The organism is Streptomyces sp. NPDC056987, from assembly GCF_042673865.1.
Lineage (GTDB): Bacteria > Actinomycetota > Actinomycetes > Streptomycetales > Streptomycetaceae > Streptomyces.
Map to the genome: position 1 here is coordinate 48660 of NZ_JBHURV010000035.1, position 20416 is coordinate 69075.

Genomic DNA, 20416 nt, shown 5'->3' on the forward strand with positions numbered 1-20416 from the left:
CGCACGTCTCCGTAACCGCCCGAGGGAGAACGGCTCGTGGAGAACCGCTCGGTGGGAAACCGTTGGTGTGAACCGCTCAGCCGAGTGCCCAGGCGACGTCCCTGAGCAGGGCGTGCCGCCAGCCGGCCCGGTCGTGGTCCGAGGCCGACCGTGACACCCGTACGGTCGCACCGGCCCGTTCGGTCAAAGTCTCGGTCAGCTCGCAGTGGGGGAGCATCCGCGTCTCGTGTTCCCCCACGTCGAACGCGCACCGCAGACCGGACAGGTCGGGGCCCTGCCGCAGCCGCGCGGCGACGGCGCCGCCGACCGGTCCGTCCAGAGGGTCCGCCCGGTCCATGGCGCCGGGTGTCCACCAGAAGGACGCCGACTGGCAGGCGACCCGCGAGACCAGGTCCGGGAACTCCAGGGCCGCGTACAACGCGCTCAGCCCGCCCAGGCTCTGCCCGGCGACCACCAGCCGCTCCAGGTCGGCCGGTACGCCGGATTCCGCCACCAGCGGCAGCAGTTCGTCCCGTACCGCCTTCCACAGCTCGGGCCTGCACCCGAACTCGGCCTGCCGGTCCCCGGCCGGCAGGAAGACCAGGGTCGCGGGAGGCATCTCGCCCGCGGCGACGGCCGAGTCGAACGCGGTCATGGCCGGGTGCAGATGCAGCCAGTCGTCCCCGTCGAGGAGGAGGACCACCGGCCCGCCGCCGCCCGCCGGGTGCACGCGCACCGTACGCCGTCCGCCGAGCCGCCCGCTGGTCCAGCGGAGCCGGGTGCGCGGGAGGGGCAGGACGGCATCGGCGCCGGTGCCGAGGACGGGCCAGTGCGGCTGGGCCGGGGCGTCCGGGGTCGAGGCGATGGACCGCTCCCCGCCCGCGCCGACCGGGTTGAACGGGTCGGCGTGGGCCTCGTCGTCCACGAGGAACCGGTAGGTCACCCGCAGCCGCGCGGGCATGCGCACCTCGGCGTACCAGCAGTCCGTGCCGGCCCACCGGCGCAGCGGGACCGGCGGCGACCAGCTCTCGAAGTCGATGACGGCCGGCGTCCCGCGCCACAGGAACAGGGTCAGCCAGCCGCCGTCGCCGGCGGGCACGCAGACGGGCGTCCGGGCCGCCGCCCAGAACGCGTCGCCACCCGGTTCGCCGGGCAGTCCGAACCCGGTGAAGGCGCCTTCTCCGCCGGCCGCGAGGCCGGCGGCGGAACCGGTCATGGCCGGCCCGTGAGGTGGCCGCGCGTGGTCCGGAAGGGCCTGCTCGGGGGCGCCTTCGTGGCGTCCTCGGTGCGGACCCGTTCGATCGCCAGGCGCATGGACATCTCCTTGTGAGAGAGAAAGGGAGAGGCTAGGCTCATCCTGCATTAGGTGAGCCTAACCTAATGCTCGGCCCATGCCGGCTCGTCGGCCCGAGGAGGCACCGATCCATGAGCACCAACCCTTTCGACGACCCTGACGGCCGCTTCCTGGTCCTGGTGAACGACGAGGGACAGCACTCGCTCTGGCCGTCCTTCGCCCAGGTCCCCGGGGGGTGGACGACCGTCTTCGACGAGAACACCCGGGAGGCGTGCCTGGAGTTCGTCGAGACCCACTGGACCGACCTGCGCCCCCGGTCCCTCACAGCCTCCACCGACTGACCCCACACCGCCGGAGGGGCGCGGCCGATGCTCTGCACCAGACTGACGAACGCGCGGTTCGTCACCATGGACCCGGACCACCCCGTCGCCCATGAGCTGGGCATCTGGCGGGGCCGGATCGTGGGCCTCGACGAGGCGGTGGCCTCCCTTCCCGCACGCGAGGTGATCGACCTTCAGGGCGCCACCGTGCTGCCCGGGTTCGTCGACGCCCATGTGCACCTGGCCTGGACGGGGTTCAAGGAAACCACCGTGACCGTCGCGGGCCGCACCCGGATCGACGACGTGCTCGCCGTCGTCGAGGAGGCCGTCACCCGGACGGGCCGGCCCGGCGACTGGGTGAGCATCGTCGGCTACGACCAGCGCGCCCTGGGCCGTCATCCGACCGCGGCCGAACTCGACCGGGTCAGCCACGGGCGCAAGGTGTGCATCCTGCACGAGTCCGGGCACGGCTGCCTCGTCAACTCCGCCGTTCTCGCCCTGCTCCCCGCCGGCCTCCCGCACGACAACGGCTTTCTCGTCGAGGGCGCCATGGGGGCCGCCCGCGCGCTGCGCCTGCCGTACTCCCAGCAGGAGTTGGCCACCGCGATCGGGCGCGCCGCCCGGACCTGTCTGGCCGAAGGCATCACGGCTTGCGCCGAGGCAGGCATCGGCGGCACCCTCTTCGGCCACAGCCCCGTCGAACTGGGCGCCTACCAACTCGCTTATGAGCAGGGCATGTTGCCGCTGCGTGTGCAGCTCATGGTCTCCGCCGACCGGCTGCGTCCGGTCGCCGCGCACGACGCCGACGGCATCCCCCGCGCCCTCGACCTCGGGCTGCGCACCGGGTTCGGCGACGACCGCCTCTCCGTGGGCGCGCTGAAGATCTACACGGACGGCGGCATGATGGCCAGGACCGCCGCACTTCGCGAGCCGTACGAAGGGCTCGGTCACACCGGCCAGTTGCAGGACGACCCCGAAGTGCTCACGGACACGATCGTGGACGGTCACCGCGCCGGCTGGCAGCTCGCCGTCCACGCGATCGGCGACCGTGCGGCCGACCTCGCCCTGGACGCGCTGGAACGTGCCCAGCGCGACTGGCCACGCCCCGGCGCCCGGCACCGCATCGAGCACGCCGGCCTGATCCGCCCCGACCAGCTCCCGCGCTTCGCCCGACTCGGCGTCAGCGCGGTCGTCCAGCCCCATTTCCTGCGCTCCTTCGGCGACGACTATGCGGCGATCATGGGCGAGGGGCGGGCCCCGTGGCTCTACCGCGGCAGGGCGTTCCTCGCCCACGGCATCCCCCTCGTCGGCAGCTCCGACCGCCCCGTCGCCGACGGGTCCCCGCTGCGGGCCGTCCAGTTCATGGTCGAGCGCGCCTCCGACTCCGGCCAGGTGATCGGCCCGGACGAGGGCATCACCGTCGACGAGGCCCTGCGCGCCTACACCGTCACCGGTGCCTGGGCCTGCCACTGGGAGGACACCCTGGGCAGCCTCACCCCGGGCAAGCGCGCCGACCTGGCCGTGCTCGGCGACGACCCCCGGCGCGTCGACCCGTCGCGTATCGGGGACATCGAGGTGGTGGCGACCTACGTGGACGGCAGGGAAGTGGGAACGCGGGCGTTGTGATCTGGATGCCGGTATGACGGAGTGATCCGGACGCAGGTGTGTATGACGGAGCGATCCGGACGTCGGTGTGACGGACCGGCGCGGATGTACTGCGGATTCGGTAGCGGCTGCTGCGGTTTCGGTAGACGCGACTGCCAGCAGCCGCACGACGCCCCGGTGCCCCCCGTCGGGGCAGCCTGGTCGGGTCCGTGAGATCCGATGTGAGGTTCCTTGCCGTGGCTACTTTTCTGTATCGACTGGGCCGTCTGGCCTTCAGGCGGCGCTGGTACGTCGCCGTGTTGTGGGCGGGTGTGCTGGCCTGTGTCGGGCTGAGCGCGCTCCGGGCGCCGGGAGCCACCGACTCGGGGTTCTCGATGCCGGGGATCGAGTCCCAGAAGGCGTTCGACCTGATGGGCGAGCGCTTCCCCGGGGCGGCCGCCGACGGCGCGACCGCCCGCGTGGTCTTCGTCGCCCCCGACGGGCAGAAGGTCACCGCGGCAGACAACAAGAAGGTCATCGAGGGGGCGGTGAAGGAACTGGGCGGTGGCTCGCAGGTCGCCGTCGTCGCCGATCCCTTCGCCTCGAAGGCGGTCAGCGAGGACGGCTCGACGGCGTACGCGACCGTCACGTACCGGGTGACGGCCGACGAGCTCACCGATGCCAGCCGGACGGCGCTGGAGAAGGCCGTGGACGGGGCGCGTGAGACGGGTCTGACCGTGGAGGCCGGTGGCTCCGCGACGGACAGCGGCGGCGGTCCCGGTGGCGTCGCCGAGATCATCGGTGTATCGGTGGCCGCGGTCGTGCTGCTGGTCACCTTCGGTTCACTGGTCGCCGCCGGGCTGCCGCTGCTGACCGCGATCCTCGGCGTCGGCATCACCATGTTCACGATCACCACCCTGGCCGCCACCTTCGGCCTGTCCACGAACACCGGCACCCTGGCGATGATGCTGGGGCTGGCCGTCGGCATCGACTACGCGCTGTTCGTCGTCTCCCGCTACCGAGAGGAACGCGCCAAGGGACACGCCCCGGAGGAGGCGGCCGGTCTGGCCGTGGGCACCGCCGGGTCCGCGGTCGTCTTCGCCGGCCTCACCGTCGTCATCGCGCTCGCGGGTCTGGCGGTGGTCGGCGTTCCGATGCTGACCGAGATGGGTCTGGCCGCCAGCGGCGCGGTCGTCGTCTCCGTGCTCATCGCGCTGACCATGGTCCCGGCCTTCCTCGGTTTCTGGCCCGGCGCGGTACTGTCCGGCGCCGCGCGCAAGCGGGGTGAGCAGGACACCCGGGACAACCTTGGCATCCAGGACGCCCGGGACGCCAAGGACAACCTGGGCACCCGCTGGGCCCGCTTCGTCTGGCGCCGCCCCGTCCCCGTACTGCTCCTCGGCGTGCTGGGTCTCGGTGCCCTCGCCGTGCCGATGACGTCCCTGCAACTGGGCATGCCCGGTGACGAGGCCAAGCCCACCTCCACCAGCGAGCGCCGCGCCTACGACGACCTCGCCCGGGGCTTCGGGCCCGGTTTCAACGGTCCGCTGACCATTGTCGTGGACGCGAAGGGCGCCGACGACGCGAAGGCGGCCGTGACGACGATCGCCGAGAAGATCGGCTCCACGAAGGGCGTGGTCTCCGTCGCGCCGCCCTACTTCAACAAGGCCGCGGACACCGCGGTGTTCATGGCGACGCCGTCCACCAGCCCCACCGACGAGGGGACCAAGACCCTCGTCAAGACCATCCGGGACGAGCGGCCGGCCGTCGAGTCCGCCACCGGAGCCTCCTTCGAGGTCACCGGCACCACGGCGCTCAACATCGACATCGCCGACAAGGTCCAGGCCGCCCTGTTCCCCTACCTGGCGACCATCGTGGGCCTGGCCGTCATCCTGCTGCTGGCCGTCTTCCGGTCCGTGCTCGTCCCGCTCAAGGCGGCCCTGGGCTTCCTGCTGTCGGTGCTCGCCGCCCTCGGCGCGGTCGTCGTGGTCTTCCAGCAGGGACACGGAGCCGGCGTGTTCGGCGTGGAGCAGACCGGACCGATCATGAGCCTGATGCCGATCTTCCTGGTGGGCATCGTCTTCGGCCTCGCCATGGACTACGAGGTGTTCCTCGTCTCCCGCATGCGGGAGGCTCACGTCCAGGGAGAGACGGCCGAACAGTCGGTGATCTCCGGCTTCCGGCACAGCGCCCGGGTCGTGGTCGCGGCCGCGCTGATCATGATCGCGGTCTTCGCGGGCTTCATCGGCGAGAGCGACTCCATGATCAAGATGATCGGCTTCGGACTTGCCGCGGCCGTACTCCTCGACGCCTTCGTCGTCCGCATGGCCCTGGTCCCCGCCGTCCTCGCCCTGCTGGGCGACCGGGCCTGGTGGCTGCCACGCCCGCTCGACCGGATCCTGCCGCACGTCGATGTCGAGGGCGAGGCGCTCACACACCGGCCGGCCGCCTCGGCCCTTCCCGACCAGGCCCCGGAAGAGCCGGTCGCGGCACGCCTCTGACGACCCCGTCCCGTCAGGCCCTGTCTTCACGGTCCCGCCTGGGCCGCGGGCGGAAGGCGCTACTTTGAAGACAGGGCCCAGCCTGGGCCGCCCGGGAAGATCCGGGTGGCCACGAGTTCCTCATCGGCCGGCTGTCGGCCATCCTGGCCCCGTAACCCATCCGGAGAGGTGTGATGTCCCTCAGTCTTGAGCGCTATACGGAGCGTCATCCGCACACCGTGGACGCGGTGACCGTGTTCGGGCTCTTCGGCTGCGCGATTTTCGGTTCTGTGATCACCACGCCCGACAGCGGCCGGCCGCCCCAGGAGTGGCCCGCCCAGATCCTCATCGCCGTCGTCTCCTGCGTCGCCGTCGTGAAGGGGCGCAGCCACCCGCGGACCGGGGTGATCGTGACCGCGGCCGGGGCCGTGCTCATGGCCGCCGGAGGGTATCTGCTCAGCCCGCTGCTGCTGGCACCGGTCATGGCGGCGCTGTACTGGCTGGCCACGCTCACCGACTCCAGGACCACACGCGTCTACGGCTGCCTGACCATGGCCGCCGTGGTGGCCACGGGGCTGATCGCCGACCCCAGCGGCCATTCCCTCCTGCTCAGGACCGTCGGCCCCGTCCTGTGGCTGATGCTGCCCCTCACCTTCGGCGGCAAGTCCCGCCTCCGGCGCGCCTACACGGAGTCCGTGCACGCCCGCGCGGCCCACGCCGAGCGCACCCGCGAGGAGGAGGCACGGCTGCGTGTGGCCGAGGAACGCCTGCGGATCGCCCGCGAACTCCACGATGTCGTCGCCCACCACATGGCCGTGGCCAACGCGCAGGCCGGCACCGCCGCCCACCTTGCGCGTAGCCACCCCGAGCAGGCACAGCGCATCCTCGCCGACCTGACGTCCACCACCTCCTCCGCACTGCTCGAACTCCGCGCCACCGTGGGCGTGCTGCGCCAGGCCGACGACCCCGACGCGGACTCCCTGGAACCGGCACCCGGCCTGTACCGGCTCCCCGAACTGATCTCCGCCTGCGAATCCGCCGGTCTCGCCCTCACCGTCACCACCGAGGGCGAGCCCCGGCCGCTGACTCCGGGCGTGGACCTGACGGCATACCGGATCATTCAGGAAGCCCTGACCAACGTCACCAAACACGCGGCCGGCCGAGCGGCCCGCGTACAGCTCGCCTACCGTGACTCCCGCCTGCTCATCACCGTCACCAACGACGGACCCGTCGCCGCCGCTGCCACCGTCCCGGGCGGCGGCTTCGGCCTCATGGGCATGCGCGAGCGCGCCCACTCCGTCGGAGGCGACCTGCGGGCCGGGCCCCGTGCCGCAGGCGGTTACGAAGTGACCACCGCGCTCCCGATCCATTCCCAGGCGCTGGAAGAGCGCCGGGAAGTCCCTGCCGGAGAAGAGGCAACCGCGTGACCGTCCGTGTCCTGCTCGCCGACGACCAGGCCCTGCTGCGGGGCACGTTCCGGCTCCTGATCGACTCCTGCGACGACATGGAGGTGGTCGGGGAGGCCGCCAACGGCAACGAGGCCGTGGCGCTGGCGCGCACCCACCACCCCGATGTCGTCCTCATGGACATCCGCATGCCCGGCTCGGACGGCCTCGCCGCCACCGGCGTCATCTGCGCCGACCCCGAGCTGGCGGGCACCCGGGTGCTGATCCTCACCATGTTCGAGACCGACGAGTACGTGGCGAAAGCACTGCGGGTCGGCGCCTCCGGCTTCCTCGGCAAGCACGTCACCACCGACACCCTGCTGGCGGGCATCCGTACGGTCGCCTCCGGCGAGGCCCTCCTGTCCCCCGGGGCCACCCGCGCCCTGATCACCCGCTTCCTCGCCACCCCCGCGCCGGACAACCTCATGGCACCACCGGAGCGCCTGAACGAGCTCACACCGCGGGAACGGGAAGTCACCGTGCTCACCGCGCAGGGCAAGTCCAACGTGGAGATCGCCGCGGACCTCTTCATCAGCGTGCTGACGGTACGCACCCACATCCAGCGCGCCCTGACCAAACTCGGCGCCCGTGACCGCGCCCAGCTCGTCGTCATCGCCTACCAGGCCGGCCTGGTGCGAACCTCACCCACCCTCCGCTGACCCTTTTGGAGGGCCACGACCACCGCGCCGCCGCCGGCCCGTGAGGTGGCCGCCCCAGCCGGGCGCGGGTGGATCCGATGAGGCCGGTGGCCGGAATTGGTGTGTGCATCACATTTCTCGTGTCGCACCTCTTGTCGCCCCCGGCCCCAGCTTTGTAGCTTGACGCAGGCGCTTGTGGAAGCGCTTTCTACGCCCTGCGAACCGATGAGGTGAGCGGAATGCCCAAGTCGGGCCGGAGCCGGTTGGTGATTTCTGCGGGTGTGCTGCTGATGGCGCTTCTCGTGCCACCGGCCTTCGCACAGGACGACGCGCCGATCGACGATCCCTTACCGGACCCCGCCGTCTCCCGGCACGGTCTGGTGCTCAAGGAGTTCGCGACCCTCCCGAAGTCGGAGTCGGTCCCGCCTCCCACGGACGACCGGCTGAAACGCTGGGCCCGGATCAACTACCTCGGCGAAGTGCCCGACGGCTCCAGGCGGTTGTACGTCCCCGATCTCAACGGCAAGCTCTATCTGCTGGACCGCGACGGCACTCCGCGCGAGTACCTCGACGTGGGGGCGGCGGCGGGCCCCGACTTCTGGTCGCACCGGGGGCTGGGCAGCGGATTCGGCTTCGTCGCCTTCCATCCGCGCTTCGCGCAGAACGGAAAGTTCTACACCGTTCACACCGAGGCGCGCGACGCGCTCACCGACAAGCCGGTGGATCTGCCGGCGCCCGCCACCACGCGCGTGCACTCCGTGATCACCGAGTGGACCGCTGACGACCCCGCGGCCGGTACGTTCAGCGGGACCCGGCGCGAGGTGATGCGCCTGGGGTTCCAGGATGTCTACCACGACATCCAGGAGATCGGCTTCGATCCGAACGCCCGCCCCGGGCAGCGGGACTTCGGCCTCCTCCATGTCGCCGTCGGTGACGGCGGGGCGGGCGCGGGAGGCACGGTTCCCCAGGATCTGACCGCGCCGCAGGGCAAGATTCTCAGGATCGACCCCCTCGGCCACGACGGTCCGGGCGGAAAGTACGGCATCCCGCCCTCGAACCCCTTCGTCGGGCAGCCCGGCAGGCTCGGCGAGATCTACGCGTACGGGCTGCGCGACCCCCATCGCTTCAGCTGGGACACCGGCGGACGCCACCAGATGTTCGTCGGGAACATCGGCGAACACCGGGTCGAGTCCGTCTACGAGGTCAGGGCGGGCGACAACTTCGGCTGGAGCGACCGCGAGGGGCCCTTCACCTACCGGAAGGCCGACAACCCCACCTGCGGGGTCTTCCCCCTCCCGGCCGACGACGCCGAGAACGGCTACACCTATCCGGTCGCGGCCTTCGACCACAACCCTCCCGCGGACAGGCCCTGCGCCGACAGCGGGAACGCGCTCATCGGCGGATTCGTCTACCGCGGAGCGCGGATTCCCGAACTGCGCGGCAAGTACATCTACTCCGAGGGCGTGAGCGGGCGCGTCTTCTACTCCGAGGTGCGCGAGATGCGCCGCGGCGGACCGCTCGCCCGCGTCCACCAGCTCCAGCTCTTCGACGCCCAGGGTGCGGTGACCTCGATGCGGACGCTGGCCGGCGACGAGCGGGTCGACCTCCGCTTCGGTACGGACCGTGCGGGCGAGCTCTACGTGCTCGCGAAGGCCAACGGCACGATCTGGAAGGTGTCCGATGCGCGGTAGCGCCGGTCTGCGCGCCGCGGGGGCGCTGGCGCTGGCCGTCGGATTGCTGGGCGCCGCGCTCGCCCCCGCGCAGCAGGCGACCGCGGCCTCCGCCCCCGTACCGGCGAGCCTCCGGCCGAATCTCGTCGCGTACTACGACTTCGCCCATCCCGTACGTGGGAATCCGGAGTGGGAAAGCGACCGCGGCGGGTCCGGCACCGACATCCGACTCGTCAACGGCGGCGCGCAGATGCGCGTGTGGGACCGCGCCCGCGGCCCTGTTCTGCGGACCGGGCAGATCTCGCCCGCCACCGCGGGCAACGACGACTGGAAGGCCGGGGTCTACGCCCCGGGCGGCGTCGCCTCGCTGCGCGCGTTCAACGGCGTGCGCGAGACCACCGTCATGGGCTGGTTCAAGATGACCGGCGACAACCCGGGCCTCAACTCGAACTCCGCGGATCCCACCGACCGTTACGGTGCGGTCGGGCTGGCCGGCGTCCTCTCCGGCACCTCCCAGGGCCATGATGTGCGCGCCCTCCTCGAACTCATCACGGTGAACGGCGAGATGAAGGTGGTCGCGCTCGGCCGCCGCCTCGACGACGGAAGCTCGGCGACCTTCGCCGCCGACGCCGACTGGACGACGCTGCTGCCGCGAGGGGAGTGGGTGTTCCTCGCGGCCACCTTCGACTACGACGACGGCACGATGGCGCTCTACCGCAACGGCCGCCCGCTGCCCGGCTTCTACACCGCCACCGGCGACCCCTGGTCCGTCGAGGGCGAACCGGAGCCCGACACCACATCGCCCACCGACCCGCGCGGCATCAAGATCGGCGGCAGCTATCCGCAGAACACCAGGGAGGGCAACTCCTGCGACTGCCGCATGGACGACCTGATGTTCCTCGACCGTGCCCTGACGCCGGGCGAGATCCTCGCCCAGTTCCGGCGGACCAGGTGAGAGTGCGTCCACCGCTGCCGTCGGCGTGAGGGGCCCCTGCTCCGTGGGACCAGGTGGGTCCCACGGAGCAGGGGACGCGGGGGAGGCGGGGGACCGGGACTCGCGGCGGCTCGTCAGCAGATGGTCTGCTGGCTGTTGACGAGTCTGTTGTTGCGGAACGTGGTGTTGACGCCGCAGGGGTTCTCCGTGATGCGGGAGTTGGTCACCGTCAGGTTCTGGACGACGATGTCCGCGTTGTTGGCGAACTCCGTACGGGCCGCGAGCCGTATCTCCCCGCCGCCGGTGACGCTGCCGCTCTGCGCGGCGAGGTTCACGTTGGAGCAGTTCTCGATCAGGACGGCGTTGTTCCCGGTGTTGGAGAGATTGATCCGGTCGATGACCGCCCCACCGCTCTCGGAGACGCAGAAGACCCCGCGTCCGCCGCCGCGCGCGACGACCTCGCCCACGCGGATGTTGGTGGGGTAGCCGCTGCCCACCCTCCCGTTGCGGTTGGCCATCCGGAAGGCCGCGTAGCCGGTGCCGGTGCCGGCGCCGTCCGCGTCCACCTTGGTGACCGTGGCGTTGACGGTCTGGTTCAGCAGCAGACCGGACTCGCCCACATTGCGGGCGGTCACCGTGCCGACGGTCAGGCCGTCGACCCCGTACGTCTCCACGGCGTGGCTGCTCGCGCCGGACACGTACACGTTGTCGATCCTGACGTTCCGCGTCCACTGGCTGGTGTCGCCCCGGTTGTCGACACGTACGCCCAGACCGGCCGACAGGCGCATGTCGATCTGGCCGAGCACGACATTCTGTACGTTGCGCAGGAAGACGCCGTACAGCGGAGTGCCCGTCACGCTGAGGTTCTGGACCTCGATGTCACGGGAGCCGCGCGCGTACACGGGTGCCTGGTCCCCGGAGCCGGACCCGGTGACGTTGATCGTGCCGCAGACGTCGAGGGTGGTGTAACTCGGCAGGGAGATACGTGAGTTGGCGCTGATGGAGCCCGACCCCCGGACCACGACCCGCTCCTTCGCGGTGCGGCCCGCGGTGAGGCTGCCGATCGCTGCCTGCACCGCGGCGCGCATGTCGGTCCCGGTGTACACGACGGTGCTGCCGCGCCGGGCGTTCCAGGTGCCGCCGTTGAGCACGGCCTCCGCCTGGAAGGAGCCGTCGCCGCACGCCGCCGCGCGGCGGGGAGCCGGATCGGCGGCCGGATCCGCCATCGCGCTCGGGGGAGCCGTCAGGGCGGTGGCGCCGGTGAGCAGGACGGCGGCGCAGGCGGACAGGGCGACCCCCCGCCTCCCGCGTCCGGTTGCGGCCGCGCGGGCACGGCGGGTTGCGGCTCTGCGGGCTGCGGCTCTGCGTATTCCCATGTCGTCTTCTCCTGTGGGGGGAGGATGCCTGTGGGCAGGGGCGCCCGCCGTGCTCGCGTCCGCGGTCGTCCTGGGATCCTGCTCCGGGGTGATGCGTCCGGATCAGCCGGGTCACCTGTGGGGCAGCGATGAGCAACTCGCCCTGGAACAGCCGGAGTTCGGCACGGCAAGCGTTTTCTGTGGCGCGTCGGCCAGTCTGGCAACGGGCGTGGAAGAGCGTCAAGAGAAGGGCGTCAAGAGGAGAGCGTCAAGAGGAGCGGAGAGACACGGACCTGGTCATCATCGGACGCCGGGGACCGCCGACCGCGCGGGACTCAGGACGACTGCCTGACCACGATCTCGGCCGGCTCGTCCCACTCCAGCAGAGCGTGATCGGTGGGCGGCCCGTCCGCCGCGAGGATCGTGCTCAGCCACTCCGCGGCAACGGCCCGGAGACCGGCCAGCGGAAGATACACCGAGGTGAGCGCGGGAACGGCGAACGCGCTCTCCGCGAAGTTGTCCGCGCCGACCACGGCGAGGTCGCCAGGGGCGGACCAGCCCACATCCGCCATCGCGCCCAGGACGGCGATGCCCATCCGGTCGTCCGACGCCGCCACACCCCCGGCGCCGCGCAAGGACGCGAGGGACGACAGCGCGTCGGCCATGGCGCGGCGGTCCATCGGCAGCGACAGCACCAGCGGCGCGCTCAGCCCCTGGTGCGCGCACTCCTCCTGGGCACCCCGGAGCCGCGCCCGGGCGATCGGCAGCCGTGGCGAGCCGTCCGGGATCACGTACACGATCTTCCCGCGCCCGCGCCCCACGAGATGCCGCACCTGTGTCCGGCCGATCGCGGCCTCCCCGGGCCGCGCCGGTCCGAGATCCTCGCCCTCCGCGGTGTTGAGCCCGATCACATGCCGCGCGCCGACGGCCAGCAGACTCTGCCGCACCGCGCCCGAGGTGAAGGCGAGGGTCGCGACCGCGAACGGCTGCAGCGTCCGCACCACCCCCAGCAGATCGTCCTCCGAGGTGAGGGAGTACGTCAGCGCCGTGAGGCCGCACGACGTGATCGCTTCGACGAGCGGCTCGACACTGCGGGCGTTGGTGTGGCCGACATTCAGTGTGTCGATCACGACCAGGACCACCCGGGAGTGCCCGCGCCGCAGCGTACTGGCCGCCGCGTTGGGGACGTACCCCAGTTGTTCCGCCGCGCGCCGGACCCGTTCGGAGGTGGCCGCGGAGATCTTCTGCCCGGGGCTCTTGTTCAGTACGTAGCTGACGGTCGCCGGGGAGACGCCGCTGAGGCGGGCCACATCACTGACCGTGGGGCGCCGGGATTGCCGGGGCATGAACCTACCTTCGAGAGCGCGGGCGCGGCATGCCGCCGCTCCAGCCTATCGGGCGGTACGGCGCCCCCGGCACGCCCGGCGCCCCCGGCCCCGGTCAGCGGAACACGGCGCGGCCGGCGGGGTGCGCGGTGGTCGTCCCGTCGGCCGCCCGGAAGGTGAACGGCACCGGACTGTCGACCTCACAGCCGGTGCCGCTGATCCGCACACGCAGCAGCCCGTACGGCGTCGGAGCGGCGCCGCTCATCTCCTCGGTCACCCCGAACGCGGGCCGGATCCGGGCCGAGACGAAGCCCGGTTCACCGGGCTCGATGCCGAGGAGGTACATCACGATGTCCCGCGTGGGCGTGGAACTCCACCCGTGCGCCGGGGTCCCCCAGCCCCAGCACTCGCCGAAGGTGTCGTACCCGTCGGTGAGGAACCGGCTCCAGTCGCGCAGCGCGGCCGTCAGCTCCCTCGTGCGGCCGCACAGCGCGAGCGCGTCATGGACCAGGTAGCCGGCGAAGGGCTCCGCCCGCACCACCTCGTCCCACGGGTCCCAGGTCACCGTCTGCACCCCGCGCATCTGCTCGGCGATCCTGGCGTCGTCGTAGCCGCCGTCGCCACCGCCGATCCAGGACCGCACCACCAGCCGCTTCGGATCGGCGATCCACGCGGACACCGCGTCCCGGCGGGAGTCGGGGGCCAGGCCGGAGACGATCGCGGTGGCTCCGGCCAGCTGGGACGCCGGTGACTGCCGTACACCGTCCAGGAGATGGTCGACGTACGTTCCCCGCTCGGGGTCCCAGAACACCTCGAACCCGTCGCGCGCCCGCTCCCACAGCTCCGTCGCCCAGGCGGCGTTGCCCGCGTTGCCGCACGCCGTGCTGATCTCGGCGAACTCACGCAGCGCTCTGGCCCACAGGGCGGTCAGGATCGAACTGGTGCCGCTCAGGAACACGGCGGACCAGTCGACCAGGTTCCATTCCGGCACGTGTTCGAGCACACCGTGCTCGTTGCGGTAGGGCAGATACCAGCGCAGCACCCGTTCCACGGACGGCAGGAGTTCCCGTACCGTCGCGGAGGCCCCTTCGTAGCGGAACTGGCTGTGCACACCGTGGATCCAGCTCAGCGACCAGTCCGGGATGGTGGGGCCCGTCCGGTACTCCATGTCGCCCACCACGCTCCGCGGCAGCAGCCCGTCCGGGCGTGGAGAGTCGGCGAGCCGCAGGTAACGGCGGGCCAGGGACCAGTCGGTGGACGTGGTGAGATGCACCATCTGATGCACCACACCGTCGCCCACCCACGCGCGCTGCTCCCGGGTCGGGCAATCGGTGTACGCGTCCTGGGAGTTGAGGGTGACGGTACGGCGGCCCGCCGCGTAGAGCCGGTTGAGTTCGTCGTCGTCGGACTCGAAGAACGCCGCGCCGCGGATGGGGTACAGGCGTTCCCGGACGCTGATCTCGCCGATGACGATGTCACCGGCCGACTCGGCGTGGACCAGGAGCCGTACGAAGCGCAGCCCGTTCACCTCCAGCGCTTCGAACGCGTCGTCACTGCCCCGGGCGGTGTACCGCGCGCCGGTCACGTTGGAGACGCGGCCGGCCCGGGACGGATCGACGGGTTTCTCCTGGTGGAGGAGGTCGATCCGGGTGCCGCGCGGAGCGGAGAGCCGGAAGCCGACCAGCCCGCACACGATCCGCCCGAAGTCCGCGGTGACCAGGCGCGCGGTGCCCGCGGCGGCCCGGAACCGGATCGGGGCGGCGAGCGGGGCGGGCGTCGGGGTACGCGACAGGTCACCGTGGCGGCCGACGTGCTGGGCGACCTGGGCGACGGGATGGTCGAGCGCCGGCGCGGAGGGGGTCTCCTCGCCGAGCCGGTACGCCACGGGGGTGAGCGGGGTGCCTTCTTCCAGGGGCCCGATCGGACGCGGATGCAGCGCCCCGTACGGATGGACGGGCGGTTGCGAGCGGGCCAGGCCACCCATGTGCCCGGCGTGGACGGTACGGACGGGCACCCATGCCGCGGCCATGCCCCGGCTCCCGCTCCCGTCCTTCTCGTTGTTCCCGTTGTTCTTGTCGTTCTCGTCGCTCTTGCCGTTCTTGTCGCCGTCTTCGCGGCGCCTCAGCCAGTCCGCCGGGAACTTCCGCGCGTCGACGACCTCGACGGGGATGCCGTGGAAGCCCTGGGGCGGCGCGGCCCCCAGGCCCGCCATGTGCCGCACGGTCCAGGTCCTGTCGCTGGTCAGCCAGGTGCCGCCGCCGAGGTCGGCCTCGAAGACCAGCGCCGTGTGGCCGCCCGGTGCCGTGGCGGCGCCCGGTGCGGCGGTGGACGAGGCGGGCTGCCAGAAGGCGTTCGGATCACCGTAGTGGGTGACGAGCACACTGACGGTGTTGGTACCCGGACGCAGCCGGGGCGCGAGATCGTAGTCGTCGTAACACATGCGCTGGGGCTGGGACCTGACCGGGCCCCGGCCGACCTCCTCGCCGTTGACGAGAAGGAGGTAGCGGGAGTCGGCGGTCAGGCGGGCCGGCACCCGCGCCGGCACCGACTCCAGCGCGCACGTGGTCCGGAACAGCCGGCGGACGAGCCCGCCGGGCACCTCGCCCTCCGTCGCGTTCCGGCGCGACGGCTCCGCCGCGTCGTCGGGGTGGCCGATCCAGTGGCCGCGCCAGGCGACGGTGTGCCACGGCGGTGCGGGACGGTGACGCGGTGGGGTGGGCGGCAGCGGGGACGACGTGGGCATGATGCCTTTCCTGAAGGGCGGGAGGGTGGGGCGGACGGTCAACTGCCGTCGGCCACCGGGACGGTCACGGGGGCGGCGGAGCCGTCCGCCGGAGCGCCCGGCCGGATCTTGGGGAGGCGGTCGAGGACGACCCCGACGGCGGTGGCACCGGCGACGACGACGGCGAGCGCGCCGAACATGACGCGAGGACCGGCGTCCAGCAGCATCGGCGTCCACAGGGCGACCGCCGCGGCCACCACCCGGGCGAAGGCGATGATCGCGCCCTGTGCCGTGGCCCGCAGCAGCGTGGGGAAGGTCTCCTGCGACCACACCTTGAAGATGCCCTCGAAGGCGAGCGCGCTGCCGGCCGCGCCGACGAGGCTCCCCAGCGCGAGGGTCCACACGTGGACCCCGAAGGTGGCGGGGACCGCGCAGGACAGGACGAAGCAGACCGCGCCCAGTGTGTACCAGCGCATGCGGTTGCGGCCGTCCACGGTCCGCATGAACAGCATCGCCATCGGGACGCTGATGAACAGCGTCGCCAGCCCGACGGCCGACGCGACCCGCACGGTGCTGTCCGCGACCTCGACGTAGAGGTACGCGCCGAACTGCCCCTTGGTGTTGGCCGCCAGATTGGTCAGCGAGTAGAACAACGCCAGGCCCACCAGAGCCTTGAGGTGGGGCTTCCTCAGCAACGCGCGTGCGACGGAGGGGGCGGCCGGGCCCCCGGCCCCGGCATCGGCCGTGCGGCGCTGATCGATCCACTGCTGTGATTCCGGCAGCTTCAGGCGGAGGGCCAGGACCAGTACGGCGACCACGGCCACATGCGCGTAGAGGATCCGTGCGCCGGTCGCGCCCATGTCGCCGACCAGCAGCCCGATCAGCTGTGTGGTGACGATGCCCGCGTACCACAACACCTGGGAGAGGGCGACGAGTTTGCCCCGGGCCCCCTCCGGGGCCTGCTCGCCGATCAGGGAGATCGACACCGGCAGATCGGCTCCGGCGGCGAATCCCGCCACGACGACACCGACGTACAGGAACCCACTGCTGGTGGCGGCGGTGAGGAGCACCGCGCCCACCGCCATCAGGCTCACCGTGGCCATGAACACCCTGCGGCGTCCGTACCGGTCACCGAGCCGGCCTCCCAGCAGGGCGCCGGTGGCGATCGACAGGGTGAGCATGGAGGCCAGTGTGCCGATCTCACTCCTGTCCAGGCCCAGCGGGCCCGAGTACATCACCAGCGCCGATCCGGTGGACACGATCGCCGCCGCGTCCAGGTAGGAGGCCATGCCGGCCACGCCTGACCTGAACCACAGGGATCTCGGGATGGGTGGCTTCTGCGGTACGGGTGGCTGCTGAACGTTCATCTGTTCTCGTCTTCCTTGACGGGGCAGGGCGGGGCCGGGAGTTGAGGCGGTGTGCGCGGGGACGGCGCAGGAGCGGTGGACGGCGACGAGGCGGTGCGTGGTCGCCGGTGCCGGTGCCGGCGTCCGGGGCGGTGGCCGGGGCGGTTGACCGGTCGGCGACTTCCCAGGGCTTTCCGCGCTACTGAATGGTTTCAGTGCGCCTGCCTCGGAAGATAGAGGTGTCCTGGTGCTGTCGTCAATGGCGCGGTAACGTGAAGTTAATCGATTAAGTAGATGGGGCGGTCGAGACGGCGGGCAGTGTGCCGTGCCGGGCTCGTCGGGGACTACGGTGCCCCGTCCGCGCCGAGGGCCGTGGCGATCCCGGGGAACCCGGCCTCATTGCCGGAGAGTTCGAAGCGGGAGCTCGGAGCCGGCCCGAAATCGGTGAAGGAGAGTGATCGGCCGTCGGTCGGTACGTCGGCGAAATGGGCGTCGAACCGCACGAGGGCCTGTCAGGGCGTTCCGGACCGGTCGCGCGGACCGAGTGGGTGGCTGAAGCCCTGCTCCGAGATCAGCCGGGCGACCTCGGTCAGATCGGCGGCGAACCGCTCGATCGCCTCGTACGGGAAACGCTGGCTCGGGCCGCTCAGGGAGAGCGAGGCGATGACGGCGCCCGACCGCCCGGTGACCGGTACGGCCACGGCGGTCAGCCCGTCGTCCCACTCCCCGCTGCTCACCGCGTACCCGCGGCGCCGCGCCTCCTGGGCCGCCGTGCGCAGCCGCGCCATGGCGGGCTCGCCGTCCGGCGAGGCGAGCGCGATACGCCGCAGCAGCGCGTCCGGCGCGTCGCCGAGCAGGATCTTCGAGGACGCGCCGGCCCACAGCGGCTGTTCGTCGCCCACGTCGATCACATGGCGCAGCGGGTGCGGGCTCTCCTCGTGCGCGACGCACACCCGGCGCAGATCGTGCGCGACGAAGACATTGACCGTCTCCCGGGTCCGGTCCGCGAGTTCGCGCATCAGGGCGCGGGTCCCGCGGGTGACCTCCCACTGGCGGCGCGCGAGATGCGCCCATCGCCACAGCCCGGGGCCCGCGGTGTAGCCGCCCTCGGCGGACCACAGCAGCCCGCTCTGTTCCAGTGTGTGGACCAGGCGCAGCACCGTCGTCTTCGGCAGCCCGGTGGCCTCGGTGATCTCCCGGAGCGAGACGACCGGCCGGTCCTCCGTCAGGAGGGTCAGGATGTCCAGGGCCCGCCGGACGCTGCGTACCCCGCCGCCGGTGTCCCGCTCGCCCGTATCCCGCTCACCGGCGTCCTGTTCGCCGTCGGACCGCCCGGTCCCGTCGTCCACCGCCCACCGCCTCCCGCTCCTGTCGTACGCGCCCCACGCACCCTATCCCCGCGGCGGTGCGACCCGGTGCCGGTGCGGGCGCGACCCTTGCCGGTGCCCTTTCCGCGCCCTAGTCTCTCCACTCCACGGACCATATGGTCCGTGCAGTGGACCAACGGAGGTTGTTGTGCGCAAGTCCATCGCCACCGTCTCCCTGAGCGGCTCCCTCGGCGAGAAGCTCGCCGCCGCCGCGCGTGCGGGCTTCGACGGCGTCGAGATCTTCGAGAACGACCTGCTCGCCTCCCCGCTCGCGCCGGAAGAGGTACGGGACCGCGCGGCGGACCTGGGCCTGACCATCGACCTGTACCAGCCGATGCGCGACGTCGAGGCCGTCCCGGCGGAGCTCTTCGCGCGCAACCTGCGCCGCGCCGAGCTGAAGTTCGACGTCATGCGCCGGCTCGGCGCGGACACGCTGCTGGTCTGCTCCAGCGTCTCCCCGCACGCCGAGGACGACGACGCCCTCGCCGCCGCCCAGCTCCACGCCCTCGCCGAGCGTGCGCGGGAAGCTGGTGTCCGGATCGCGTACGAGGCGCTGGCCTGGGGGCGCCATGTCTCGACGTACGACCACGCCTGGCGGATCGTGGCGGCGGCCGGGCACCCCGCGCTCGGGGTCTGCCTCGACAGCTTCCACATCCTGTCCCGGGGCTCGGACCCGCGGGGCATCGCGGACATCCCCGGCGAGAAGATCTTCTTCCTCCAGCTCGCCGACGCCCCGCTGATGGCGATGGACGTGCTCCAGTGGAGCCGGCACTACCGCTGCTTCCCGGGGCAGGGCGGCTTCGATGTCGCCGGACTGGTCCGCCAGGCGGTCCACGCCGGATACGAGGGTCCGCTCTCGCTGGAGGTCTTCAACGATGTCTTCCGGCAGGCGGAGGCGGGCCTCACCGCCGTGGACGCGCTGCGGTCGCTGATCGCGCTGGAGGACTCCGCAGGCCTCGCCGGGCTGCCCGGCCCCGTCGTACCCTCCGGTTTCGCCTTCGCCGAGCTGGCCACCCCCGACCCAGGACCCGTCGGGGAACTGCTGGGCGCCCTCGGTTTCGCCCGCACCGGGAGGCACGCCACGAAGCCGGTGGAGCTGTGGGCCCAGGGCGAGGCACGGGTCCTGCTCAACACCGCGGCGGGCGGCCGGCGCGCGTCCACCGCGCTCGCCGCGATCGGCCTGGAGACACCCGACCCGGGCCGCGCCGCCCGGCGCGCCGAGGCGCTTCTCGCACCGGTCCTGCCGCGCCGCCGGGCCGCCGCCGACGTACCGCTGGACGCGGTCGCGGCCCCCGACGGCACCGAACTCTTCTTCTGCGCCACCGGCCGCGCCGGACTGCCCGACTGGACCGGCGACTTCCCCGCCGTGCCCGCCCGGAGCCCGGCGCGGTCCACCGGGATCCGCCGGGTCGACCATGTCGCGCTCACCCAGCCGTGGCACCAGTACGACGAGGCGGTCCTGTTCCACCGCACCGTGCTCGGTCTGAGCCCGCACGACAGCGTCGACATCGCCGACCCGTACGGCCTCTTCCGCAGCCGCGCCCTGACCGGCGGCGCGGGGGAGCCGCGGCTCGTGCTCAACCTCGCCCCCCTGCCGACCGGTGACACGGGACGCGCGCAGCACCTCGCCCTCGCCACGGACGACATAATCGCCACGGCCCGGCTGGTACGGGAGCGCGGCGCGGCGCTGCTGGACATCTCGGCCGGCTACGCCAACTATTACGACGACCTCGATGCCCGCTTCGCGTTCGCCCCCGGTGAGCTGGACACGTACCGCGAACTGGGCATCCTCTACGACCGTGATGAACGGGGCGGGGAGTTCCGCCACTTCTACACGGCGTCGATCGGCCGGATCTTCTTCGAGGTGGTCCAGCGCACCGGCGGCTACCAGGGATACGGCGCGGCCAACGCCGCCGTCCGGCTGGCGGCGCAGCGCGCCGCGGACCACTGAACGGCG

14 protein-coding genes are annotated in these 20416 nt (G+C 72.0%); 8 read left to right on the top strand and 6 right to left on the bottom strand.

Features of this window, described 5'->3' with window-relative positions; genetic code table 11:
* Positions 1 to 76 precede the first annotated feature (76 nt).
* Positions 77 to 1195, bottom strand: a complete 1119-nt coding sequence (locus tag ACFTZC_RS31850; protein ID WP_382895587.1) for an alpha/beta hydrolase-fold protein — start codon at positions 1193 to 1195, stop codon at positions 77 to 79.
* 209 nt (positions 1196 to 1404) lie between these two features.
* Between ACFTZC_RS31850 and ACFTZC_RS31855 the strand changes: the two genes are divergently transcribed.
* The 7 genes from ACFTZC_RS31855 (at position 1405) to ACFTZC_RS31885 (ending at position 10365) form a co-directional block, all read left to right on the top strand.
* Positions 1405 to 1614 carry an MbtH family protein gene (locus ACFTZC_RS31855; RefSeq protein WP_382895589.1) on the top strand — a complete coding sequence of 70 codons (210 nt, stop codon included), beginning with the start codon at positions 1405 to 1407 and terminating at the stop codon, positions 1612 to 1614.
* 27 nt (positions 1615 to 1641) lie between these two features.
* Positions 1642 to 3219: an amidohydrolase gene (locus tag ACFTZC_RS31860; protein WP_382895591.1), complete on the top strand. Its 1578-nt coding sequence runs from the start codon at positions 1642 to 1644 to the stop codon at positions 3217 to 3219.
* A 215-nt stretch (positions 3220 to 3434) separates the two neighbouring features.
* Positions 3435 to 5678, top strand: a complete 2244-nt coding sequence (locus tag ACFTZC_RS31865) for an MMPL family transporter (RefSeq protein WP_382895592.1) — start codon at positions 3435 to 3437, stop codon at positions 5676 to 5678.
* A 173-nt stretch (positions 5679 to 5851) separates the two neighbouring features.
* Positions 5852 to 7084: a sensor histidine kinase gene (locus ACFTZC_RS31870; protein WP_382895594.1), complete on the top strand. Its 1233-nt coding sequence runs from the start codon at positions 5852 to 5854 to the stop codon at positions 7082 to 7084.
* Complete coding sequence (locus ACFTZC_RS31875) at positions 7081 to 7761, top strand: response regulator (protein ID WP_382895596.1); 681 nt, start codon at positions 7081 to 7083, stop codon at positions 7759 to 7761. Before ACFTZC_RS31870 ends, ACFTZC_RS31875 begins: the two co-directional genes overlap by 4 nt.
* Before the next feature lie 245 nt (positions 7762 to 8006).
* The gene (locus tag ACFTZC_RS31880) at positions 8007 to 9431 is read left to right on the top strand and encodes a PQQ-dependent sugar dehydrogenase (protein ID WP_382895597.1); all 1425 of its coding nucleotides are present in this window, start codon (positions 8007 to 8009) and stop codon (positions 9429 to 9431) included.
* The gene (locus tag ACFTZC_RS31885; protein WP_382895599.1) at positions 9421 to 10365 is read left to right on the top strand and encodes a LamG-like jellyroll fold domain-containing protein; all 945 of its coding nucleotides are present in this window, start codon (positions 9421 to 9423) and stop codon (positions 10363 to 10365) included. Before ACFTZC_RS31880 ends, ACFTZC_RS31885 begins: the two co-directional genes overlap by 11 nt.
* A 113-nt stretch (positions 10366 to 10478) precedes the next feature.
* On the opposite strand, the gene ACFTZC_RS31890 is transcribed toward ACFTZC_RS31885, so the two are convergent.
* The 5 genes from ACFTZC_RS31890 to ACFTZC_RS31910 all read right to left on the bottom strand — a co-directional run bounded on the left by ACFTZC_RS31890 (position 10479) and on the right by ACFTZC_RS31910 (position 18441).
* Complete coding sequence (locus ACFTZC_RS31890) at positions 10479 to 11720, bottom strand: hypothetical protein (protein ID WP_382895601.1); 1242 nt, start codon at positions 11718 to 11720, stop codon at positions 10479 to 10481.
* A gap of 314 nt (positions 11721 to 12034) precedes the next feature.
* Entirely contained in the window at positions 12035 to 13045 is a 1011-nt protein-coding gene (locus ACFTZC_RS31895) for a LacI family DNA-binding transcriptional regulator (RefSeq protein WP_382895603.1), read from the bottom strand.
* Positions 13046 to 13139: 94 nt separating this feature from the next.
* Positions 13140 to 15767, bottom strand: a complete 2628-nt coding sequence (locus ACFTZC_RS31900; protein WP_382895605.1) for a hypothetical protein — start codon at positions 15765 to 15767, stop codon at positions 13140 to 13142.
* Between the two features lie 38 nt (positions 15768 to 15805).
* Complete coding sequence (locus ACFTZC_RS31905) at positions 15806 to 17035, bottom strand: MFS transporter (RefSeq protein ID WP_382895607.1); 1230 nt, start codon at positions 17033 to 17035, stop codon at positions 15806 to 15808.
* Positions 17036 to 17604: 569 nt separating this feature from the next.
* Positions 17605 to 18441, bottom strand: coding sequence for an IclR family transcriptional regulator (locus ACFTZC_RS31910; RefSeq protein ID WP_382895609.1), 837 nt, complete (start codon positions 18439 to 18441; stop codon positions 17605 to 17607).
* Positions 18442 to 18607: 166 nt separating this feature from the next.
* Between ACFTZC_RS31910 and ACFTZC_RS31915 the strand changes: the two genes are divergently transcribed.
* On the top strand, positions 18608 to 20410 hold the full coding sequence (locus ACFTZC_RS31915; protein WP_382895610.1) for a TIM barrel protein: 1803 nt from the start codon (positions 18608 to 18610) through the stop codon (positions 20408 to 20410).
* Positions 20411 to 20416: the final 6 nt, after the last annotated feature.

What these genes read in the sequence shown, in the direction of transcription:
- ACFTZC_RS31850 (WP_382895587.1), bottom strand. Translation starts at nt 1,195, where the DNA reads ATGACCGGTTCCGCCGCCGGCCTCGCGGCCGGCGGAGAAGGCGCCTTC.
- ACFTZC_RS31855 (WP_382895589.1), top strand. Translation starts at nt 1,405, where the DNA reads ATGAGCACCAACCCTTTCGACGACCCTGACGGCCGCTTCCTGGTCCTG.
- ACFTZC_RS31860 (WP_382895591.1), top strand. Translation starts at nt 1,642, where the DNA reads ATGCTCTGCACCAGACTGACGAACGCGCGGTTCGTCACCATGGACCCG.
- ACFTZC_RS31870 (WP_382895594.1), top strand. Translation starts at nt 5,852, where the DNA reads ATGTCCCTCAGTCTTGAGCGCTATACGGAGCGTCATCCGCACACCGTG.
- ACFTZC_RS31885 (WP_382895599.1), top strand. Translation starts at nt 9,421, where the DNA reads ATGCGCGGTAGCGCCGGTCTGCGCGCCGCGGGGGCGCTGGCGCTGGCC.
- ACFTZC_RS31890 (WP_382895601.1), bottom strand. Translation starts at nt 11,720, where the DNA reads ATGGGAATACGCAGAGCCGCAGCCCGCAGAGCCGCAACCCGCCGTGCC.
- ACFTZC_RS31895 (WP_382895603.1), bottom strand. Translation starts at nt 13,045, where the DNA reads ATGCCCCGGCAATCCCGGCGCCCCACGGTCAGTGATGTGGCCCGCCTC.
- ACFTZC_RS31900 (WP_382895605.1), bottom strand. Translation starts at nt 15,767, where the DNA reads ATGCCCACGTCGTCCCCGCTGCCGCCCACCCCACCGCGTCACCGTCCC.
- ACFTZC_RS31905 (WP_382895607.1), bottom strand. Translation starts at nt 17,035, where the DNA reads ATGGCCTCCTACCTGGACGCGGCGGCGATCGTGTCCACCGGATCGGCG.